At 64.4% G+C, this 17,849-nt stretch carries 15 protein-coding genes and 3 rRNA genes; 15 read left to right on the plus strand and 3 right to left on the minus strand.

All coding sequences use genetic code 11. The annotated features are described in order from the left end of the window. Window positions 1-3: 3 nt before the first annotated feature. From NOCYR_RS05740 to NOCYR_RS05785, 10 genes are all read left to right on the plus strand, one after another. The gene (locus NOCYR_RS05740) at window positions 4-381 is read left to right on the plus strand and encodes a F0F1 ATP synthase subunit epsilon (protein WP_014349412.1); all 378 of its coding nucleotides are present in this window, start codon (window positions 4-6) and stop codon (window positions 379-381) included. 248 nt (window positions 382-629) lie between these two features. Beyond that, window positions 630-1,052, plus strand: coding sequence for a DUF2550 domain-containing protein (locus NOCYR_RS05745; RefSeq protein ID WP_048833937.1), 423 nt, complete (start codon window positions 630-632; stop codon window positions 1,050-1,052). 43 nt (window positions 1,053-1,095) lie between these two features. Next, window positions 1,096-1,686 carry a cob(I)yrinic acid a,c-diamide adenosyltransferase gene (locus NOCYR_RS05750; RefSeq protein WP_014349414.1) on the plus strand — a complete coding sequence of 197 codons (591 nt, stop codon included), beginning with the start codon at window positions 1,096-1,098 and terminating at the stop codon, window positions 1,684-1,686. An 84-nt stretch (window positions 1,687-1,770) separates the two neighbouring features. Continuing rightward, a complete protein-coding gene (gene murA / locus NOCYR_RS05755) occupies window positions 1,771-3,030 on the plus strand; it encodes a UDP-N-acetylglucosamine 1-carboxyvinyltransferase (protein ID WP_014349415.1) in 1,260 nt (419 codons plus the stop codon). 518 nt (window positions 3,031-3,548) lie between these two features. Continuing rightward, window positions 3,549-5,067, plus strand: a 16S ribosomal RNA gene (locus tag NOCYR_RS05760). A 320-nt stretch (window positions 5,068-5,387) separates the two neighbouring features. Further along, a 23S ribosomal RNA gene (locus NOCYR_RS05765) occupies window positions 5,388-8,523 on the plus strand. A gap of 228 nt (window positions 8,524-8,751) precedes the next feature. Continuing rightward, window positions 8,752-8,868: ribosomal RNA gene (rrf, locus tag NOCYR_RS05770) — 5S ribosomal RNA — on the plus strand. Together the 16S, 23S and 5S rRNA genes form the textbook arrangement of a ribosomal RNA operon. A 441-nt stretch (window positions 8,869-9,309) precedes the next feature. After that, window positions 9,310-9,918 carry a hypothetical protein gene (locus NOCYR_RS05775; RefSeq protein ID WP_014349416.1) on the plus strand — a complete coding sequence of 203 codons (609 nt, stop codon included), beginning with the start codon at window positions 9,310-9,312 and terminating at the stop codon, window positions 9,916-9,918. A 54-nt stretch (window positions 9,919-9,972) separates the two neighbouring features. Further along, complete coding sequence (nucS, locus tag NOCYR_RS05780) at window positions 9,973-10,647, plus strand: endonuclease NucS (RefSeq protein WP_048832920.1); 675 nt, start codon at window positions 9,973-9,975, stop codon at window positions 10,645-10,647. A gap of 9 nt (window positions 10,648-10,656) precedes the next feature. After that, the gene (locus NOCYR_RS05785) at window positions 10,657-10,956 is read left to right on the plus strand and encodes a hypothetical protein (protein ID WP_014349418.1); all 300 of its coding nucleotides are present in this window, start codon (window positions 10,657-10,659) and stop codon (window positions 10,954-10,956) included. A 15-nt stretch (window positions 10,957-10,971) separates the two neighbouring features. Here NOCYR_RS05785 and NOCYR_RS05790 read toward each other — a convergent pair whose 3' ends face one another. Further along, window positions 10,972-11,760: a helix-turn-helix domain-containing protein gene (locus tag NOCYR_RS05790; RefSeq protein WP_048833938.1), complete on the minus strand. Its 789-nt coding sequence runs from the start codon at window positions 11,758-11,760 to the stop codon at window positions 10,972-10,974. Window positions 11,761-11,892: 132 nt separating this feature from the next. Between NOCYR_RS05790 and NOCYR_RS05795 the strand changes: the two genes are divergently transcribed. Both NOCYR_RS05795 and NOCYR_RS05800 read left to right on the plus strand, forming a co-directional pair. Continuing rightward, window positions 11,893-12,318: a hypothetical protein gene (locus NOCYR_RS05795; protein WP_014349420.1), complete on the plus strand. Its 426-nt coding sequence runs from the start codon at window positions 11,893-11,895 to the stop codon at window positions 12,316-12,318. Next, window positions 12,315-13,328 (plus strand): zinc-dependent alcohol dehydrogenase family protein, encoded by a 1,014-nt coding sequence (locus NOCYR_RS05800; RefSeq protein ID WP_104362014.1) that lies wholly within the window; start codon window positions 12,315-12,317, stop codon window positions 13,326-13,328. Before NOCYR_RS05795 ends, NOCYR_RS05800 begins: the two co-directional genes overlap by 4 nt. Window positions 13,329-13,447: 119 nt before the next feature. Here the strand turns inward: NOCYR_RS05800 and NOCYR_RS05805 are convergent, their stop codons facing one another. Further along, window positions 13,448-14,455, minus strand: coding sequence for a hypothetical protein (locus NOCYR_RS05805; protein ID WP_048833939.1), 1,008 nt, complete (start codon window positions 14,453-14,455; stop codon window positions 13,448-13,450). Between the two features lie 86 nt (window positions 14,456-14,541). Further along, complete coding sequence (mce, locus tag NOCYR_RS05810) at window positions 14,542-15,015, minus strand: methylmalonyl-CoA epimerase (RefSeq protein ID WP_014349423.1); 474 nt, start codon at window positions 15,013-15,015, stop codon at window positions 14,542-14,544. Between the two features lie 137 nt (window positions 15,016-15,152). On the opposite strand from mce, the gene NOCYR_RS05815 reads away from it, so the two are divergent. The 3 genes from NOCYR_RS05815 to NOCYR_RS05825 all read left to right on the plus strand — a co-directional run bounded on the left by NOCYR_RS05815 (window position 15,153) and on the right by NOCYR_RS05825 (window position 17,798). After that, window positions 15,153-16,331 carry an acetyl-CoA C-acetyltransferase gene (locus NOCYR_RS05815; protein ID WP_014349424.1) on the plus strand — a complete coding sequence of 393 codons (1,179 nt, stop codon included), beginning with the start codon at window positions 15,153-15,155 and terminating at the stop codon, window positions 16,329-16,331. A 188-nt stretch (window positions 16,332-16,519) separates the two neighbouring features. After that, on the plus strand, window positions 16,520-16,891 hold the full coding sequence (locus tag NOCYR_RS05820) for a DUF3817 domain-containing protein (protein ID WP_014349425.1): 372 nt from the start codon (window positions 16,520-16,522) through the stop codon (window positions 16,889-16,891). A 61-nt stretch (window positions 16,892-16,952) separates the two neighbouring features. Beyond that, the gene (locus NOCYR_RS05825) at window positions 16,953-17,798 is read left to right on the plus strand and encodes a tetratricopeptide repeat protein (protein ID WP_014349426.1); all 846 of its coding nucleotides are present in this window, start codon (window positions 16,953-16,955) and stop codon (window positions 17,796-17,798) included. The last annotated feature ends 51 nt before the right edge of the window (window positions 17,799-17,849 follow it).

Here is a 17,849-nt window from a genome sequence, read left to right on the forward strand (position 1 = left end):
CCGATGGCCGATATGTCAGTTGATCTCGTCGCCGTCGAACGGCTGCTCTGGTCCGGCCGGGCGTCGTTCGTCAGCGCGCAGACCACCGAAGGCCAGATCGGCATCATGGCAGGCCATGAGCCGCTGCTCGGCCAGCTGGTCGAGGGCGGCACGGTGACCATCGTCGATACCGACGGTCAGCGCATCGTCGCGGCGGTGCACGGCGGGTTCTTCTCGGTCACCGCCGACTCGGTCCGGGTGCTGGCCGAGTCCGCCGAGTTCGCCGGCGAGGTCGATATCGAAGCGGCCCGCCGGGTGCTCGCCGAAGCGACGGCTTCCGACGAAGACAAGCGGGTGGCGCAGGGCCGGGTGCGCGCGGTCGAGCAGAACGCGCACGCCTGACGCCCGGACGCGGTGAGCGTCCAAGCGGCACAACACAATCGAATACAACACTGCCGGTGGCGATCTCGCCGCCGGCAGTGTCGTTTCGGTGGCCGCAGCGGCCGATCGGGTGACGGGGGCGATATGTTCGCCGACAAGCCCGCCCCGTTTGTAAACTCGAGTCCGTGATTGAATGACCGGGTTCGGTCGACCGGGGTGGGGGTTCGATCGTTCCGTGAACGAAGGGATGGACGGCATTGCAGACCGGGATGGTTCTTCTGATCATTCTGGTATGCCTGCTGGTCGCCCTCGCCCTGGCCTCCACCTATCGCCTGGTGATGTTGCGCCGCGGCGGCACGGCCGCGATCCTGCGGGTACTCCCGGCCCGCGGCGGTGAGCGCTGGCGGCACGGCCTGATCCGCTACGACGGCGACCGGCTGGTGTTCTTCAAGCTGTCGAGCCTCAAGCTCGGTCCGGATTCGGTGATCCACCGGCGCGGTATCGAGGTCGGCGAGCGGCGCGGCCCGCGCGGCGACGAGTACGACATCATGACCGATGAGATCGCGGTAATCGCGGTCTCGGATAAACAAGGCAGCTACGAGTTGGCGCTGGACCGCGGCTCGCTGGCTGCCTTTTTGTCATGGGTGGAGTCGCGGCCTTCCGATCGCGCGCGCCGGCTGCGCGGGCATTGACAGCGCTCGCCGGGTGCGGCGGGCCAGCGTTTAAGGTGGTCGTGTGAGTGTGCACCTGACCCGGATCTACACCCGGACCGGGGATGACGGGACCACCGGGCTGAGCGATTTCTCCCGCGTGGCCAAGACCGATCCGCGGTTGATCGCCTACGCCGACTGCGATGAGGCCAACGCCGCGATCGGCGTCGCCCTCGCGGTGGGGGAGCCGCCGACGCGGATCCGGGAGGTGCTGCGTCAGGTGCAGAACGATCTGTTCGACGCGGGCGCGGATCTGTCCACGCCGATCGTCGAGGCGCCGAAATATCCGCCGCTGCGCATCACCCAGCCCTATATCGACCGGCTGGAATCCTGGTGCGACGAGTTCAACGAGGGCCTGGCCCCGCTCAACTCCTTCATCCTGCCCGGCGGCACCCCGCTGGCCGCGCAGTTGCATGTGGCCCGCACCGTGGTCCGCCGCGCCGAGCGCTCGGCCTGGGCGGCGGTCGAGGCCCACCCCGACGACACCGGTACGCTGCCCGCTCGGTACCTGAATCGGCTGTCGGACCTGTTGTTCATCCTCGGCCGGGTGGCCAATCCCGGTGGCGATGTGCTGTGGCAGCCCGGTGGGGGCGCCGAGTCCGCGGAAAGCGACTAGTTCACTGCTCGGTGGCCGATCGCCGGGAGCCGGTAGAGCATTATCCTTGCACTCAGTGGTGCGCCGAAGACGCGGAGAGGCGGCATGGAACGTTTTCTGGTAACTGGCGGCAATCGGCTCGTCGGTGAGGTCGCGGTCGGGGGCGCCAAGAACAGCGTCCTCAAGTTGATGGCCGCGGCCCTGCTGGCCGAGGGCACCACAACCATCACCAACTGCCCCGACATCCTCGACGTCCCGTTGATGGCGGACGTGCTGCGTGGCCTGGGCTGCGATGTGACGATCGAGGGGTCGGTCGTCACCATCGACACCCCCGCCGAACCGAAGTATCACGCCGATTTCCCGGCCGTCACCCAGTTCCGTGCCTCGGTCTGTGTGCTCGGGCCGCTGATGGCGCGGTGCAAGCGCGCGGTCGTCGCGCTGCCCGGCGGCGATGCGATCGGCTCCCGGCCGCTGGATATGCATCAGGCCGGTCTGCGCCTGCTCGGCGCTACCAGCGAGATCGAGCACGGATGCGTGGTGGCCCGCGCCGACGAGCTCCAGGGCGCCCGGATCCGGCTCGACTTCCCGTCCGTCGGTGCCACCGAGAACATCCTCATGGCCGCGGTGCTGGCCGAGGGGGAGACCGTCATCGACAATGCCGCGCGCGAGCCGGACATCGTCGACCTGTGCAACATGCTGGTGCAGATGGGTGCCCGGATCAGCGGCGCGGGCACCTCGGTGCTCACCATCGAGGGCGTCGAGCGGCTCTCGCCCACCACCCACCGGGTGATCGGCGACCGCATCGTCGCGGCCACCTGGGGCATCGCCGCGGCGATGACCATGGGCGATGTGCGCGTCACCGGGGTGAACCCGAAGCATCTGTCGCTGGTGCTGGACAAACTGCGGTCGGCCGGCGCCCGGATCTCCTTCGAACCCGAGGGTTTCCGTGTCGTGCAGCCGGAGCGTCCGCGTGCGGTGAACTTCTCCACCCTGCCGTTCCCCGGTTTCCCCACCGACCTGCAGCCCATGGCGATCGGCCTCGCGGCCATCTCCGACGGCACCTCGATGATCACCGAGAACATCTTCGAAGCGCGATTCCGCTTCGTGGAGGAGATGATCCGGCTGGGCGCCGACGCCCGCACCGACGGCCATCACGCGGTCGTCCGCGGAATCCCGCGGTTGTCCAGTGCGCCGGTGTGGTCCTCCGACATCCGCGCCGGCGCCGGACTGGTGCTGGCCGGTCTGGTCGCCGACGGTACGACCGAGGTGCACGACGTCTTCCATATCGACCGCGGTTATCCGAATTTCGTCGAGCAGCTCCAGGCGCTGGGCGGTCAAGTGGTGCGGGTCGGCGCAGCGGAATGACCGGCTCCAGATCGTCGGTCGGGCAACGGAAGCGGGAACGGTGCGCGAAACCGCGCTGAAAACCCTTTCTGACCAGGCGATTTGACATTGCAAATAGAGCAACGTAACTTTATCCAAGTCAGAGCGACACGGACACCGACCCGGGGCCCAGGAGCTGAGCGGAAACGCTGAGCGTGCGGCCAGGGAAACGAGGTAGGACGAGGAGCGCCTGACGATCACACTGGCTGGACCGAGTACCCCGATTTGCTTCGGGTGAGTGGTCGAGCTAAGCTGTAAAAGTTGCCTCACGGAAGCTCCAGCAAGATTCTGGTGTGGATGTGTGTGCGTGTGTTCTTTGAGAACTCAATAGTGTGTCGATGAATGTCAGTGCCAATATTTTATTGGTTCCGGCCCCTCATACCCCCGTGTGTTGTGGGTCGGACATTTAGTCAGCAAACATTTTTGCTGGCGTTTTGTTTGCTAGGTTTTCGGACTCTAGTGAGATATTTCTGATTCACCTTCGGGTGTTTCGAGAGTCTTCAACGGAGAGTTTGATCCTGGCTCAGGACGAACGCTGGCGGCGTGCTTAACACATGCAAGTCGAGCGGTAAGGCCCTTCGGGGTACACGAGCGGCGAACGGGTGAGTAACACGTGGGTGATCTGCCTCGCACTCTGGGATAAGCCTGGGAAACTGGGTCTAATACCGGATATGACCTTACATCGCATGGTGTTTGGTGGAAAGATTTATCGGTGCGAGATGGGCCCGCGGCCTATCAGCTTGTTGGTGGGGTAATGGCCTACCAAGGCGACGACGGGTAGCCGGCCTGAGAGGGCGACCGGCCACACTGGGACTGAGACACGGCCCAGACTCCTACGGGAGGCAGCAGTGGGGAATATTGCACAATGGGCGAAAGCCTGATGCAGCGACGCCGCGTGAGGGATGACGGCCTTCGGGTTGTAAACCTCTTTCGACAGGGACGAAGCGCAAGTGACGGTACCTGTAGAAGAAGCACCGGCCAACTACGTGCCAGCAGCCGCGGTAATACGTAGGGTGCGAGCGTTGTCCGGAATTACTGGGCGTAAAGAGCTTGTAGGCGGCTTGTCGCGTCGATCGTGAAAACTTGGGGCTCAACCCCAAGCTTGCGGTCGATACGGGCAGGCTTGAGTACTTCAGGGGAGACTGGAATTCCTGGTGTAGCGGTGAAATGCGCAGATATCAGGAGGAACACCGGTGGCGAAGGCGGGTCTCTGGGAAGTAACTGACGCTGAGAAGCGAAAGCGTGGGTAGCGAACAGGATTAGATACCCTGGTAGTCCACGCCGTAAACGGTGGGTACTAGGTGTGGGTTTCCTTCCACGGGATCCGTGCCGTAGCTAACGCATTAAGTACCCCGCCTGGGGAGTACGGCCGCAAGGCTAAAACTCAAAGGAATTGACGGGGGCCCGCACAAGCGGCGGAGCATGTGGATTAATTCGATGCAACGCGAAGAACCTTACCTGGGTTTGACATACACCGGAAACCTGCAGAGATGTAGGCCCCCTTGTGGTCGGTGTACAGGTGGTGCATGGCTGTCGTCAGCTCGTGTCGTGAGATGTTGGGTTAAGTCCCGCAACGAGCGCAACCCTTATCTTATGTTGCCAGCGCGTAATGGCGGGGACTCGTGAGAGACTGCCGGGGTCAACTCGGAGGAAGGTGGGGACGACGTCAAGTCATCATGCCCCTTATGTCCAGGGCTTCACACATGCTACAATGGCCGGTACAGAGGGCTGCGATACCGTGAGGTGGAGCGAATCCCTTAAAGCCGGTCTCAGTTCGGATCGGGGTCTGCAACTCGACCCCGTGAAGTTGGAGTCGCTAGTAATCGCAGATCAGCAACGCTGCGGTGAATACGTTCCCGGGCCTTGTACACACCGCCCGTCACGTCATGAAAGTCGGTAACACCCGAAGCCGGTGGCCTAACCCCTTGTGGGAGGGAGCCGTCGAAGGTGGGATCGGCGATTGGGACGAAGTCGTAACAAGGTAGCCGTACCGGAAGGTGCGGCTGGATCACCTCCTTTCTAAGGAGCACATCTCCACGACGCTTCACACAGGTGAATGTGGTTGTGGCAGAGACCGTTTAGTTCCCAATCGTGGAACTGCGGAAGCTCATGGGTGGAACGCTGACAACCTCCTCGCATCAACGCTCGATCCCCTGTGGTCGGCGGTGAGGATATATCGACACACTGTTGGGTCCTGAAAGAACAGACGTTCTTTCCAGGCAAAAAACGACGAAATCTTCTTCGCGGACATACCGCAGAGGTTCTCTGGCTGGTGCCGCAGTAGTGAGAAGGTTTTGTGTGTTGTTTGAGAACTGCACAGTGGACGCGAGCATCTTTGTTAGTAAGTGTGTAAGAGCGTACGGTGGATGCCTTGGCACCAGGAGCCGATGAAGGACGTAGGAGGCTGCGATAAGCCTCGGGGAGCTGTCAACCGAGCTGAGATCCGAGGATGTCCGAATGGGGAAACCCAGCACGAGTGATGTCGTGTTACCCGCGCCTGAATGTATAGGGCGTGTGGAGGGAACGTGGGGAAGTGAAACATCTCAGTACCCACAGGAAGAGAAAACAATAGTGATTCCGTGAGTAGTGGCGAGCGAAAGCGGAAGAGGCTAAACCGTGTAGATGTGATAGCCGGCAGGCGTTGTCTATGCGGGGTTGTGGGGCTCATTTTCTCGTTACTGCCGTGGCGAGCAACAGTCAGAAAAGTTCGTGTTAGCTGAATTGGTCTGGGACGGCCAACCATAGACGGTGAGAGTCCGGTAAGCGAAAACACGTGCTCTGTTGTAGTGAGTTCCCGAGTAGCAGCGGGCCCGTGAAATCTGCTGTGAATCTGCCGGGACCACCCGGTAAGCCTGAATACTCCCTGGTGACCGATAGCGGACTAGTACCGTGAGGGAAAGGTGAAAAGTACCCCGGGAGGGGAGTGAAATAGTACCTGAAACCGTGCGCTTACAATCCGTCAGAGCCTTCGAGCAGCTTGCTGCTGGGGGTGATGGCGTGCCTTTTGAAGAATGAGCCTGCGAGTTAGTGGCATGTGGCGAGGTTAACCCGTGGTGGGGTAGCCGTAGCGAAAGCGAGTCCGAATAGGGCGTTTGAGTCGCGTGTTCTAGACCCGAAGCGGAGTGATCTACCCATGGCCAGGGTGAAGCGACGGTAAGACGTCGTGGAGGCCCGAACCCACTTAGGTTGAAAACTGAGGGGATGAGCTGTGGGTAGGGGTGAAAGGCCAATCAAACTCCGTGATAGCTGGTTCTCCCCGAAATGCATTTAGGTGCAGCGTCACGTGTTTCACGCCGGAGGTAGAGCTACTGGATGGCCTAGGGGGCCCACAAGCTTACCGAAGTCAGCCAAACTCCGAATGCCGGTGTGTGAGAGCGTGGCAGTGAGACTGCGGGGGATAAGCTTCGTAGTCGAGAGGGAAACAGCCCAGATCGCCGGCTAAGGCCCCTAAGCGTGTACTAAGTGGAAAAGGATGTGGAGTCGCGAAGACAACCAGGAGGTTGGCTTAGAAGCAGCCACCCTTGAAAGAGTGCGTAATAGCTCACTGGTCAAGTGATTCTGCGCCGACAATGTAGCGGGGCTCAAGTACACCGCCGAAGCCGCGGCACTCCAACATGACATCCATCATCTCCTGCGGGGGATGGTGCAGTGGTTGGGGTGGGTAGGGGAGCGTCGTACAGCCAGGGAAGCAGCGGTGTGAACCAGTTGTGGAGGCTGTGCGAGTGAGAATGCAGGCATGAGTAGCGAAAGACGAGTGAGAAACTCGTCCGCCGAATGACCAAGGGTTCCTGGGCCAGGTTAATCCGCCCAGGGTGAGTCGGGACCTAAGGCGAGGCCGACAGGCGTAGTCGATGGACAACGGGTTGATATTCCCGTACCCGTGTATCCGCGCCCATGCTGAATCAGTGGTACTAACCATCCAAATCCGGACGGATTCTCTTCGGAGAACCTGAAGGGGCTGCATGGGACCTTCGCTGGTAGTAGGCAAGCGATGGGGTGACGCAGGAAGGTAGCTGGGCCAGTCAGTGGTTGTACTGGTGTAAGCCTGTAGGGCGTTGTGTAGGCAAATCCGCACAACATATGGCCTGAGAGGTGATGCGTAGCCGATTGAGGCGAATTCAGTGATCCTATGCTGCCGAGAAAAGCCTCTAGTGAGTTGGTACACGGCCCGTACCCCAAACCGACACAGGTGGTCAGGTAGAGAATACTGAGGCGATCGAGAGAACTGTGGTTAAGGAACTCGGCAAAATGCCCCCGTAACTTCGGGAGAAGGGGGACCACGCCTGGTGACCGGATTTACTCCGTGAGCTGGGGGTGGTCGCAGAGACCAGAGAGAAGCGACTGTTTACTAAAAACACAGGTCCGTGCGAAGTCGTAAGACGATGTATACGGACTGACGCCTGCCCGGTGCCGGAAGGTTAAGAGGACCGGTTAGCGACCTTCGGGTTGCGAAGCTGAGAATTTAAGCCCCGGTAAACGGCGGTGGTAACTATAACCATCCTAAGGTAGCGAAATTCCTTGTCGGGTAAGTTCCGACCTGCACGAATGGCGTAACGACTTCTCTGCTGTCTCAACCACAGACTCGGCGAAATTGCATTACGAGTAAAGATGCTCGTTACGCGCGGCAGGACGAAAAGACCCCGGGACCTTCACTATAGCTTGGTATTGGTGTTCGGTACGGTTTGTGTAGGATAGGTGGGAGACTGTGAAGCGGGCACGCCAGTGTTCGTGGAGTCGTCGTTGAAATACCACTCTGATCGTATTGGACCTCTAACCTCGGACCATGATCTGGTTCAGGGACAGTGCCTGGTGGGTAGTTTAACTGGGGCGGTTGCCTCCCAAAATGTAACGGAGGCGCCCAAAGGTTCCCTCAGCCTGGTTGGCAATCAGGTGTCGAGTGCAAGTGCACAAGGGAGCTTGACTGTGAGACAGACATGTCGAGCAGGGACGAAAGTCGGGACTAGTGATCCGGCACCGGCATGTGGAAGCGGTGTCGCTCAACGGATAAAAGGTACCCCGGGGATAACAGGCTGATCTTCCCCAAGAGTCCATATCGACGGGATGGTTTGGCACCTCGATGTCGGCTCGTCGCATCCTGGGGCTGGAGTAGGTCCCAAGGGTTGGGCTGTTCGCCCATTAAAGCGGCACGCGAGCTGGGTTTAGAACGTCGTGAGACAGTTCGGTCTCTATCCGCCGCGCGCGTCAGAAACTTGAGGAAGGCTGTCCCTAGTACGAGAGGACCGGGACGGACGAACCTCTGGTGTGCCAGTTGTCCTGCCAAGGGCACTGCTGGTTGGCTACGTTCGGAAGGGATAACCGCTGAAAGCATCTAAGCGGGAAGCCTGTTCCAAGATGAGGTTTCTCACCCACTCGATGGGTTAAGGCCCCCTACAGACCATGGGGTTGATAGGCCAGAACTGGAAGCCCGGTAACGGGTGGAGGTGACTGGTACTAATAGGCCGAGGACTTACCAACAAAGAAGCTACGCGTCCACTGTGCAGTATCTGAAACAACACACGAACCGTGTGATCCAGGTGAAAGGGGCTGCGCCCCTTTCAAACCCCGAGGGATCGGGGTTGGGTTTCCCGGGGGCGATGCCCCCGAACCCCCCGGGAGGAGAGAGGTTTTCTCTCCGGATCGGGTGCTCGAGGGCCAGGCCCTCGAAAACCCTTGGTCCGTCACGGTGTGACAGTTTCATAGAGTTACGGCGGCTATAGCGGTGGGGAAACGCCCGGTCCCATTCCGAACCCGGAAGCTAAGGCCACCTGCGCCGATGGTACTGCACTCGACAGGGTGTGGGAGAGTAGGACACCGCCGGAACATCCTTTCGCGAAAGCCCCCGACCACGGTCGGGGGCTTTCGTCGTTTTCGTGGTTTATCGATAGGGTTGCGGGGCCAGCGAATTCGAGCCGGCTCGAGCAAGGGGGATTCGTGTCGAACCCGTATGACGGTAGTAAGAATGGGCGTCCGATCGGACTGTCGAAGGAACCGCCGGCGAGTCCGGCCGATGCCGGTTCCGGGCAGCAGCCGAATCAGCCGGGGAGCGATCCGGGTGCGACGGTCGTTGTGAATCCGGCACCTGGCGTGAATCATCCGCCTGCCGCGCCCGCATATGGACACCCATCGCCGCCGTACGGCGTTCCGCCTGCGGCCCCGGGTGCCGGGTACCCTGCCGTCCCGCCGGTGGCGCCGTATGCGGCTGCGCCGTACGGATATTCGGCTCCGCCGCCGGTCCACTCGGCACCGCCGCCGGGGTATGGGATGGCGCCCGGATACGCTCCGAGCCGCACGCCGAAGTGGTTGATCATCTCGGCGATCGGTGTGGTCGTCGTGCTGGGTGGAGCGCTGATCGGGCTGCGCCTGTTTGTATCGTCCATGGCTGCCGAGTCGGAGGATTCCGGGCCGCTGGCGTATCCTGCGGTCGGCACCTGCATCGACCATCACGGCGGTGATGTCATGCACGAGGCCATCCCAGCGCTGGACTGTGCGAATCCTGCTGCGACGAAGAAGATCGTGGCGTCGGAGATCGTCACCGACACCGATCGGGAGGTCCAGTGCACCGACATCCAGAGCCTGATCATCACGACCGGCAAGCATCACGGTGACATCGTCACCGCACATTCGTGCGCCGCGCCCAACGTGATCATCGGACACTGCTACCAGGCATCGATCCGTGATTACACCTATGACCCGGCGTGCACCGACGGTTCCGCGCGGTTCGACCGCATTGTCCGTGGAGTGCAGGACACCGAGGTCTGTGAGACGCCCACCGAGGACGCCGGACGCCGGATGGACATGATCCTGATCGGCAAGTTCCACTTCGTCCACAAGGAAGAGAACGCGACCTACTGCTTCGCGCTGCCGAACTGACCGGGCACCGAGCCCGTTCGATCGGCACCGAGCGCGCCCCCTACACTCGTCCCGGTGCGCCTCGTGATTGCTCGCTGTCAGGTCGACTACGTCGGTCGGCTCACCGCTCATCTGCCGATGGCCAAGAGGCTGTTGCTGATGAAGGCGGACGGGTCGGTGCTGGTGCATTCGGACGGCGGGTCCTACAAGCCGTTGAACTGGATGAGTCCGCCGTGCTGGATGGAGGAGCGCAACGGCGACGGGGCGGCTGCGCTGTGGGTGGTCACCAACAAGGCCGGCGAGGAGCTGCGGATCACCGTCGAGGAGATCGAGCACGATTCCAAGCATGAGCTCGGGGTGGACCCCGGTCTGGTGAAAGACGGTGTGGAGGCTCATCTTCAGGAGCTGCTGGCCGAGCACGTGCAGACCCTCGGCCCCGGTTACACGCTGATCCGGCGCGAGTACATGACGGCGATCGGACCGGTGGATCTGCTGTGCCGCGACGCCGACGGCGCGACGGTCGCGGTGGAGATCAAGCGGCGCGGGGAGATCGACGGCGTCGAACAGCTCACCCGCTACCTCGAACTGCTCAACCGAGATCCGCTGCTGGCTCCGGTCGCGGGGGTGTTCGCGGCGCAACAGATCAAGCCGCAGGCCCGCACGCTCGCCGAGGACCGTGGAATCCGATGCCTGACGCTGGATTACGATGCCCTGCGCGGCACGGAGAGCAACGAGTTCCGGCTCTTCTAAGCTGGAACCATGCCTCGCCGTAAACCGCGTCCAGCGCGCCGGACGGATGCGCCGTCCGAGCGCCCGCTGGGCGATGTGTTCGGGCGTACCGAACCCGGGCCCGGCGACGAGATGTACGTGGTGCGCACCATCCCTGGTACGCGCGCGGTGAAGACGTATCGGTGTCCGGGGTGCGACCACGAGATCATGCCCGGTGTCGCGCATATCGTCGCGTGGCCGGCCTATGGCGGCGAGGACGACCGCAGGCACTGGCATCGCGGCTGCTGGAACGGCAGGCGGACGCGAGGCATCACGCGGCGCTGGTCCTGAAGCGACCGATCGCGCTCAACGCCGTGCCGCGCGCAGACGCAGGATGTGCGCGGTCTGCTCGTCGGCGGGCAGGAAGGCCTCGAGCTGGAGTTCGGCGACGGTGACGTCGGTGGCGGTGGCGAACGAGGTGAGCGTGGTGATCAGGCGCAGCTCGCCATCCACGCTGCGCAGGTGCAGTGGGACGGCGAAGCCGAGATGGCCGGGGCCGGGGGTGGCGGCGGGCAGGTAGCCCGACAGTTCCGTGATCAGGGCCTCGACAGCGGGGTCGGGGGTGCGGGCCGCGCGGCTGCGCAAGGAGTCGACGATATGCCTGCCCCATTCCGGCAGGTTGATGACGCGGGGTGCGACGCCGTCGGGGTGCAGGGCCAACCGCAGGACATTGATCGGTGCGCGTAGCAGGTGGTCGGCGACGCCCTCGGTGAACAGGTCGAACGCGGCGTTGGCGGTGACCAGCTCGCCGCGTGGGCGTGCGACGAGCGCCGGGTAGGGCAGGTGCCCATCGAGGACCGCGGCCAGCGCCTCGCGGATCGGCGCCAACTCGGGTGCGGCCAGATCGCTTTCCGGGAACACCGGCGCGAAACCTGCGGACAGCAGCAGGTTGTTGCGATCCCGCAGGGGCAGCTCGAGGGATTCGGCAAGGCGGACGACCATGGTGCGGCCCGGCTGGGACCGCCCCTGCTCGAGGAAGCTCACGTAGCGCTGACTCGTCTCGGCGCGAATCGCCAGTTCGAGCTGGCTGACCCGGCGCAGCGTGCGCCAATGCCGCAATTGGGGGCCGAATGCGGCGGTCTGCGCGGTAGTCATGGTGCGAGTCAACCCGGTGCGGGCACCGCGCGCCATTCCCGCCAGGGTATGAATCGAGGTGCGCGAACGCGGGCGGTGTCATTCCCCGCGGGGAATCGCGGTACGGCGTTCGCCTCGGCAGAGTTTGCCGCCATGAGCACCGATGACATCGCTACCCGTTATGTAGCCCTCTGGAACGAAGCCGAGCCCACCGCTCGCCGAACCCGGATCGAAGAGCTGTTCGCCGTCGACGGCATGCAGGTCCTGGTCGACCCCCCGGCCGAAGCCCGCAAGGCCGCTGCCGAACTGGCGATCCCCGCGCCACCGCTCGGCGTGCACGGCTACGACGCGCTCGACCGCCGGGTCACTCGAGCGTATGAAATGTTCCTCGCCAGCGGCGAATACGTCTTCGCCGCGGCCGGACCCGCTGTCGAACTGCCGGCGAACACCGTCGGCGTCGCCTGGACGATGAACCGCCGCGACGACGGTACGCCCCAGGGCGGTGGTTTCGATCTGCTCGCACTCGATGCCGACGGCCGGATCGTCTCCGATCACCAGTTCATCGAGGGGTCGCGGTGAATGCCCTGGCCTATCGGGCGGATCCGCGGCACGGCCTCACCGTAGGCGCCCAGCGGCGGCCTGAACCCGGCCCACACCAAGTGGTCGTCCGGGTCCGCGCGGCCTCGCTGAACCGGCGTGACCTGATGCTGCTCGACAGCACCTATCCGCTGCCGCTCACGCCGGACACCATTCCGTTGTGCGACGGCGTCGGTGAGGTGATCGCGCTGGGCGAAGGTGTCACCCGCGCCGCGCTCGGTGATCGGGTCACCGCGAGCTACTTCGTGCATTGGGTCGACGGGCCGCAGACTCCGGCGCTGGCGGCCGAACAGTACGGCGCCAACCGCGATGGCTTCCTCGCCACGTACGCGACGGTGGAAGAGGATTCGGTCGTGCACGTGCCCGAGCATTTGACCGACGCCGAGGCGGCCACGCTGAGCTGCGCAGGTCTGGTGGCCTGGTCGGCGCTCACCACTGCGGCGCCGGTGGTTCCGGGCGATCGGGTCCTCACGGTCGGCAGCGGCGCGGTCGCGCTGTTCACGATCCAGTTCGCGAAGATTCTGGGCGCCGAGGTCATCGCAATCACCTCGAATCCGGCCAAGGCACAGCGACTGCGTGCACTCGGGGCGGACACGGTGCTCGACCGGAACGTCACGCCGGCCTGGGGCGAGGCCGTACTCGCCATGACCGGCGGGCACGGTGTCGAGCACATTGTCGACGCCGTCGGGCTGCCGACTCTGGAGCAGTCGGTTCGGGCCGGCGCCTACAACGCGACGGTGACGATGATCGGCGCGATGATGCCGGAACCGGGAACCAGGCTGCCGGTCAACCCCTTCGGTTCGTCATACCTGTCGATACGACGGATCGCAGTGGGCAGCCGGGCCGACTTCGAGGCGATGAATCGTACGATCACCGAGCACCGGCTGCGTCCGGTGATCGACCGTGAGTTCGGTTTCGACGAGGCTGCGGCCGCCTACGACCACCTGCGTTCGGGCGCGGCGTTCGGCAAGGTGGTGGTCGCGGTGGGTTGAGCAGTCAGCACATCGCCCCCGCCCGGGGCCGACCAGGCCACACATACGAGGAAGGCCGCCCCCATGGGGGCGGCCTTCGGTGCTGATGGTGTTCTGTCGCCGCGCGGGCCCGAAATCAGTTAGTTGCTGATCTCGGCGTTCTCACGCTCTTCGTCGACCACGTCGTCTTCTTCGTTCGTGACCTCGGGGATGGCCTTGGTGCGCGAACCCGTGACGGACTTGGTGTTGTTGCCGCTGATCGACTTGCGCTGCTGGTCGGGCACACCGTCGAGCAGTTCGCTCTCCCGGTTGACCGCGGCCAGCATCGCCGGAACCGAATCCAGCTGGCCACGGATGCCGAGCAGCTGGGCGAGCACCCGCCCGCGCAGCACGCGCATCTCTTCGGCCAGTTCCTTGGCGTGCGCGATCTTGCGCTCGCTGGTCTGGGTGGCGGAGGTGATGAGGCGGTTGGCCTCGTCGGTGGCGTCCTTGATCCGCTGCGCGGCCTCGGCGCGGCTGGTGGCCTCGAGCTCTTCCATGGCGCGGGTGAGCTTGGTGCGGCGCTCGGCCATGGTGACTTCGAAGTCCTGCTGGGTGGCCTTGCGCTTGGCCTCGGCCTCCTTGCCGATGCGGTCGGCTTCGGCCTGGGCGGCTTCGATGATCTTGGCTGCTTCGGTGCGCGCGTTCGCCAGCGTTTGCTCGAACTCGATTTCGAGCGCTTCGCGCTTTTCCTTGGTCTCGGCGAGCAGCGACTCGTACTTGCCACGCATCTCGGTGGCCTGCTGCTCGGCGATCGACACCATTTCCGCGGCCTCGGCCTGCGCCAGGGCGCGGACCTCGGACGCCTCGTCGGAGGCCAGTCGCAGCATGCGAGAAATACGGTCGCTCATGCCTTCCGCGGTGGTCGGCGGCACGGACAGCCGGTCGACCTCCTTGCGGAGCTCATCGATCTCGTCGCGCGCGTCCTCGAGCTGGCTCGCAAGGTTACGAGCCTGCGCGGCGGCCGCGTCACGATCGGTAGCGGTGACCCTCAGTTCGGCATCGAAGCGGTCGAAATAGTTACGCACCTCGTCTTGCGCATAACCCTTGCGCACAACGGTGAAGGGCAGTGCAACGAAGCGATTGCGATCGGACTCAGGTGACGACATGGCCAACAAACTACAGCCTGATCCGGGTGCATGGTGAGTCGACTGCGAATGTCATCGCAACGAGATCTTCCCGCCCGATCTTGGTACTAGTGCGTAACATTCGGGTTCGGCTCCACCAACTCCACCAGCACACCACCAGCATCCTTCGGATGCACGAAATTGATGCTGGACCCGGCGGTTCCGGCGCGCGGGGCGTCGTAGAGCAAACGCAGGCCGCGGCTGCGCAGATGTGCGGAAACCGCCTCGATATCGGTGACCCGGTAGGCCAGCTGCTGCAGGCCGGGACCGCTGCGCTCGATGAACTTGGCGATGGTGGAGGTCTCGTCCAGCGGGGCCAGCAACTGCAAGGCAGTCGCGTCGTCGGCGGCCGCCGGGCACGACAGCATGGCCTCCTGCACGCCCTGTGCCTCGTTGACCTCGCGGTGGGTTTCCACCATGCCGAGATTGGTGGTGTACCAGGCGACGGCGGCGTCGAGGTCGGGCACCGCGATGCCGACGTGGTCGACGGCGACCACGTAGTCCGCGGGGATGAATTCGTTCGAGTCGGTTGCAGTGCTCACGCTTCGAACGTAGCGCGTACCTGCGCGGGGCCGTCGCGGCCGGACCCGCTACCGTTGAGTACGAGGCTGTCGGCGCCGCTCGCGCGCGGGCAGACGCTGATCCACGAATGCAGTGAACTGAGAAGGCGAGGCTCGTCGTGACCAACTCCGTGATCGTGTCCGGTGCGCGTACCCCGGTCGGCCGCCTGCTCGGCGGGTTGAAGGGCTTCAGCGGGTCGGATCTCGGCGGTTTCGCCATCAAGGCGGCGCTGGAGAAGGCCGGTGTGCGTGGTGACCAGGTCGACTACGTGATCATGGGACAGGTGCTCACCGCGGGTGCGGGCCAGATCCCGGCCCGGCAGGCGGCCGTCGCCGGCGGCATCCCGATGGATGTGCCCGCGCTGACGCTGAACAAGGTGTGCCTGTCCGGCATCAACGCCATCGCGCTGGCCGATCAGCTGATCCGGGCCGGCGAGTACGAGATCGTCGTCGCCGGTGGCCAGGAGTCGATGAGCCAGGCGCCGCATCTGCTGGAGAAGAGCCGCGAGGGCTTCAAGTACGGCGATGTGACCCTGCGCGACCACATGGCCTTCGACGGACTGCACGACATCTTCACCGACCAGGCGATGGGTGCGCTCACCGAAACCCGCAACGACGCCGACACGATCAGCCGCGAGGACCAGGACGCGTTCGCGGCGGCCTCGCACCAGCGCGCGGCCGCGGCCTGGAAGAACGGCGTGTTCGACGACGAGGTCGTCCCGGTGGCGGTGCCGCAGCGCAAGGGCGATCCGATCATGATCACCGAGGACGAGGGCATCCGCGCCGACACCACCGCCGAATCGCTGGCCAAGCTGCGCCCGGCGTTCCGCAAGGACGGCACCATCACCGCCGGTTCGGCCTCGCAGATCTCCGACGGCGCCGCCGCGGTCGTGGTGATGAGCAAGACCAAGGCCGAGGAGCTGGGGCTGAGCTGGATCGCCGAGATCGGCGCCGCGGGCGTGGTGGCCGGTCCGGATTCGACCTTGCAGGATCAGCCCGCCAACGCCATCGCCAAGGCGTGCGCCAAGCAGGGCATCGAGCCGTCGGAGCTGGATCTGGTGGAGATCAACGAGGCGTTCGCCGCGGTCGGTATCGCCTCCACCCGCAAGCTGGGCATCGATCCGGAGAAGGTGAACGTCAACGGTGGCGCCATCGCCATCGGTCACCCGCTGGGCATGTCCGGTGCGCGCATCGTGCTGCACCTGGCGCTGGAGCTGAAGCGCCGCGGTGGTGGCGTGGGTGCGGCCGCGCTGTGCGGTGGCGGTGGTCAGGGTGACGCGCTGATCATCAAGGTGTAGTTCGTCCGGATGCGCCGGCGTGCCCGAGGGTGCGCCGGCGCTGTTCGATTACGGGCCTCGAAGCCGCGTGTCCGTTCTGTGCGTACCTCCGCATTCGCTCCGGCCATGCGCGGTCTATGGGCGGACTGCGTCCGGCAGCATCGTTTGTGACCGGTTCAACTACGACCCGTCGTAGTGCATGCGGCACAATGGGGGCCATGGGTTCTTACGATCTGCGTACCGTCGCGGGCAGGTTCCGGTTCTTCGCCATCCTCGAGGCGGTGTCGTGGGCCGGCCTGCTGATCGGCATGGCGTTCAAGTACATCCCCGACCCGGGCAACGAGATCGGCGTGAAGATCTTCGGCCCGGTGCACGGCGGCATCTTCATCCTGTTCGTGCTGAGCGCGCTGCTGGCCTCGCGTGAGCTGAACTGGAACTGGAAGACCACCGTGCTGGCGCTGGCCTCCAGCATTCCGCCGTTCTGCACGGTGATCTTCGAGATCTGGGCGGTGCGCACCGGCAAGCTCGAGCAGACCGGCGCTGCGAGCGACGCCCCGGCACCCGCACGCGTCTCTTCGTGACAAACTGGACGTCGTGACTCGACCATCCGCTCGTCGTCCTTCGCCAGCCGTCGCCGCCGCCATGTCCGGTGCGGTGGATCTGTCCAGCCTGAAGCAGCCGCCCGCGGGTGCGGGCCCCGAAGGCGGATACGCGGTGACCGAGGCCGACTTCGAAACCAAGGTGCTTCGGCGTTCGACCCAGGTGCCGGTGGTGGTGGCGCTGTATTCGCAGCGCAGCCCCGGCAGCGTCGAATTGGTGCAGCTGCTGGAGCGGCTGGCCGGTGACGGCGATGGCAGCTGGGACCTGGCGACCGTCGAGGCCGAGAGCAATATGCGGATCGTGCAGGCGTTCGGGGTGCAGGGCATCCCGACGGTGATCGCGGTCGCCGGCGGGCAGCCGCTGGCCGATTTCCAGGGTGTGCAGCCGGAGCCGCAGGTGCGCCAGTGGCTGGCCGCCGTGGTGGACGCGGTCGCGGGCAAGCTGGAAGGCGGCCCGGCCGGGCAGCCCCAGCCCGCCGAGGACCCGCGCTTCGCGACCGCCGAAGCCCTGCTGGAGCAGGGTGATCTGGCCGGTGCGGAATCGGCGTACGAGTCGATTCTGGCGGCCGAGCCGAACAACGCCGAGGCCAAGGCCGCGGTGCGGCAGGTCCGCTTCCTGGCTCGCGCCCAGCAGCTGCCGGATTCGGTGATCGCCACCGCCGACGCCGACCCGGGCAATGTCGACGCCCAGCTCGACGCCGCCGACATCGAACTGTTCCACCAGCGCCCGGAGGCGGCCTTCGATCGGCTGATCGGCGTCGTCAAGCGGACCGCGGGCGACGACCGCACCAAGGTCCGCACCCGGCTGCTGGAGTTGTTCGAGCTGTTCGACCAAGCCGAACCGTTCGTGGTGGCGGCGCGTCGCAAGCTGGCGGCCGCGCTGTACTGAGCGCGATCGGTCCGCCGCTGCGGCGGAGAGCCGTGAACGGCACAAGCGACT

Origin of the sequence: Nocardia cyriacigeorgica GUH-2, assembly GCF_000284035.1 — a bacterium.
GTDB lineage: Bacteria > Actinomycetota > Actinomycetes > Mycobacteriales > Mycobacteriaceae > Nocardia > Nocardia cyriacigeorgica_B.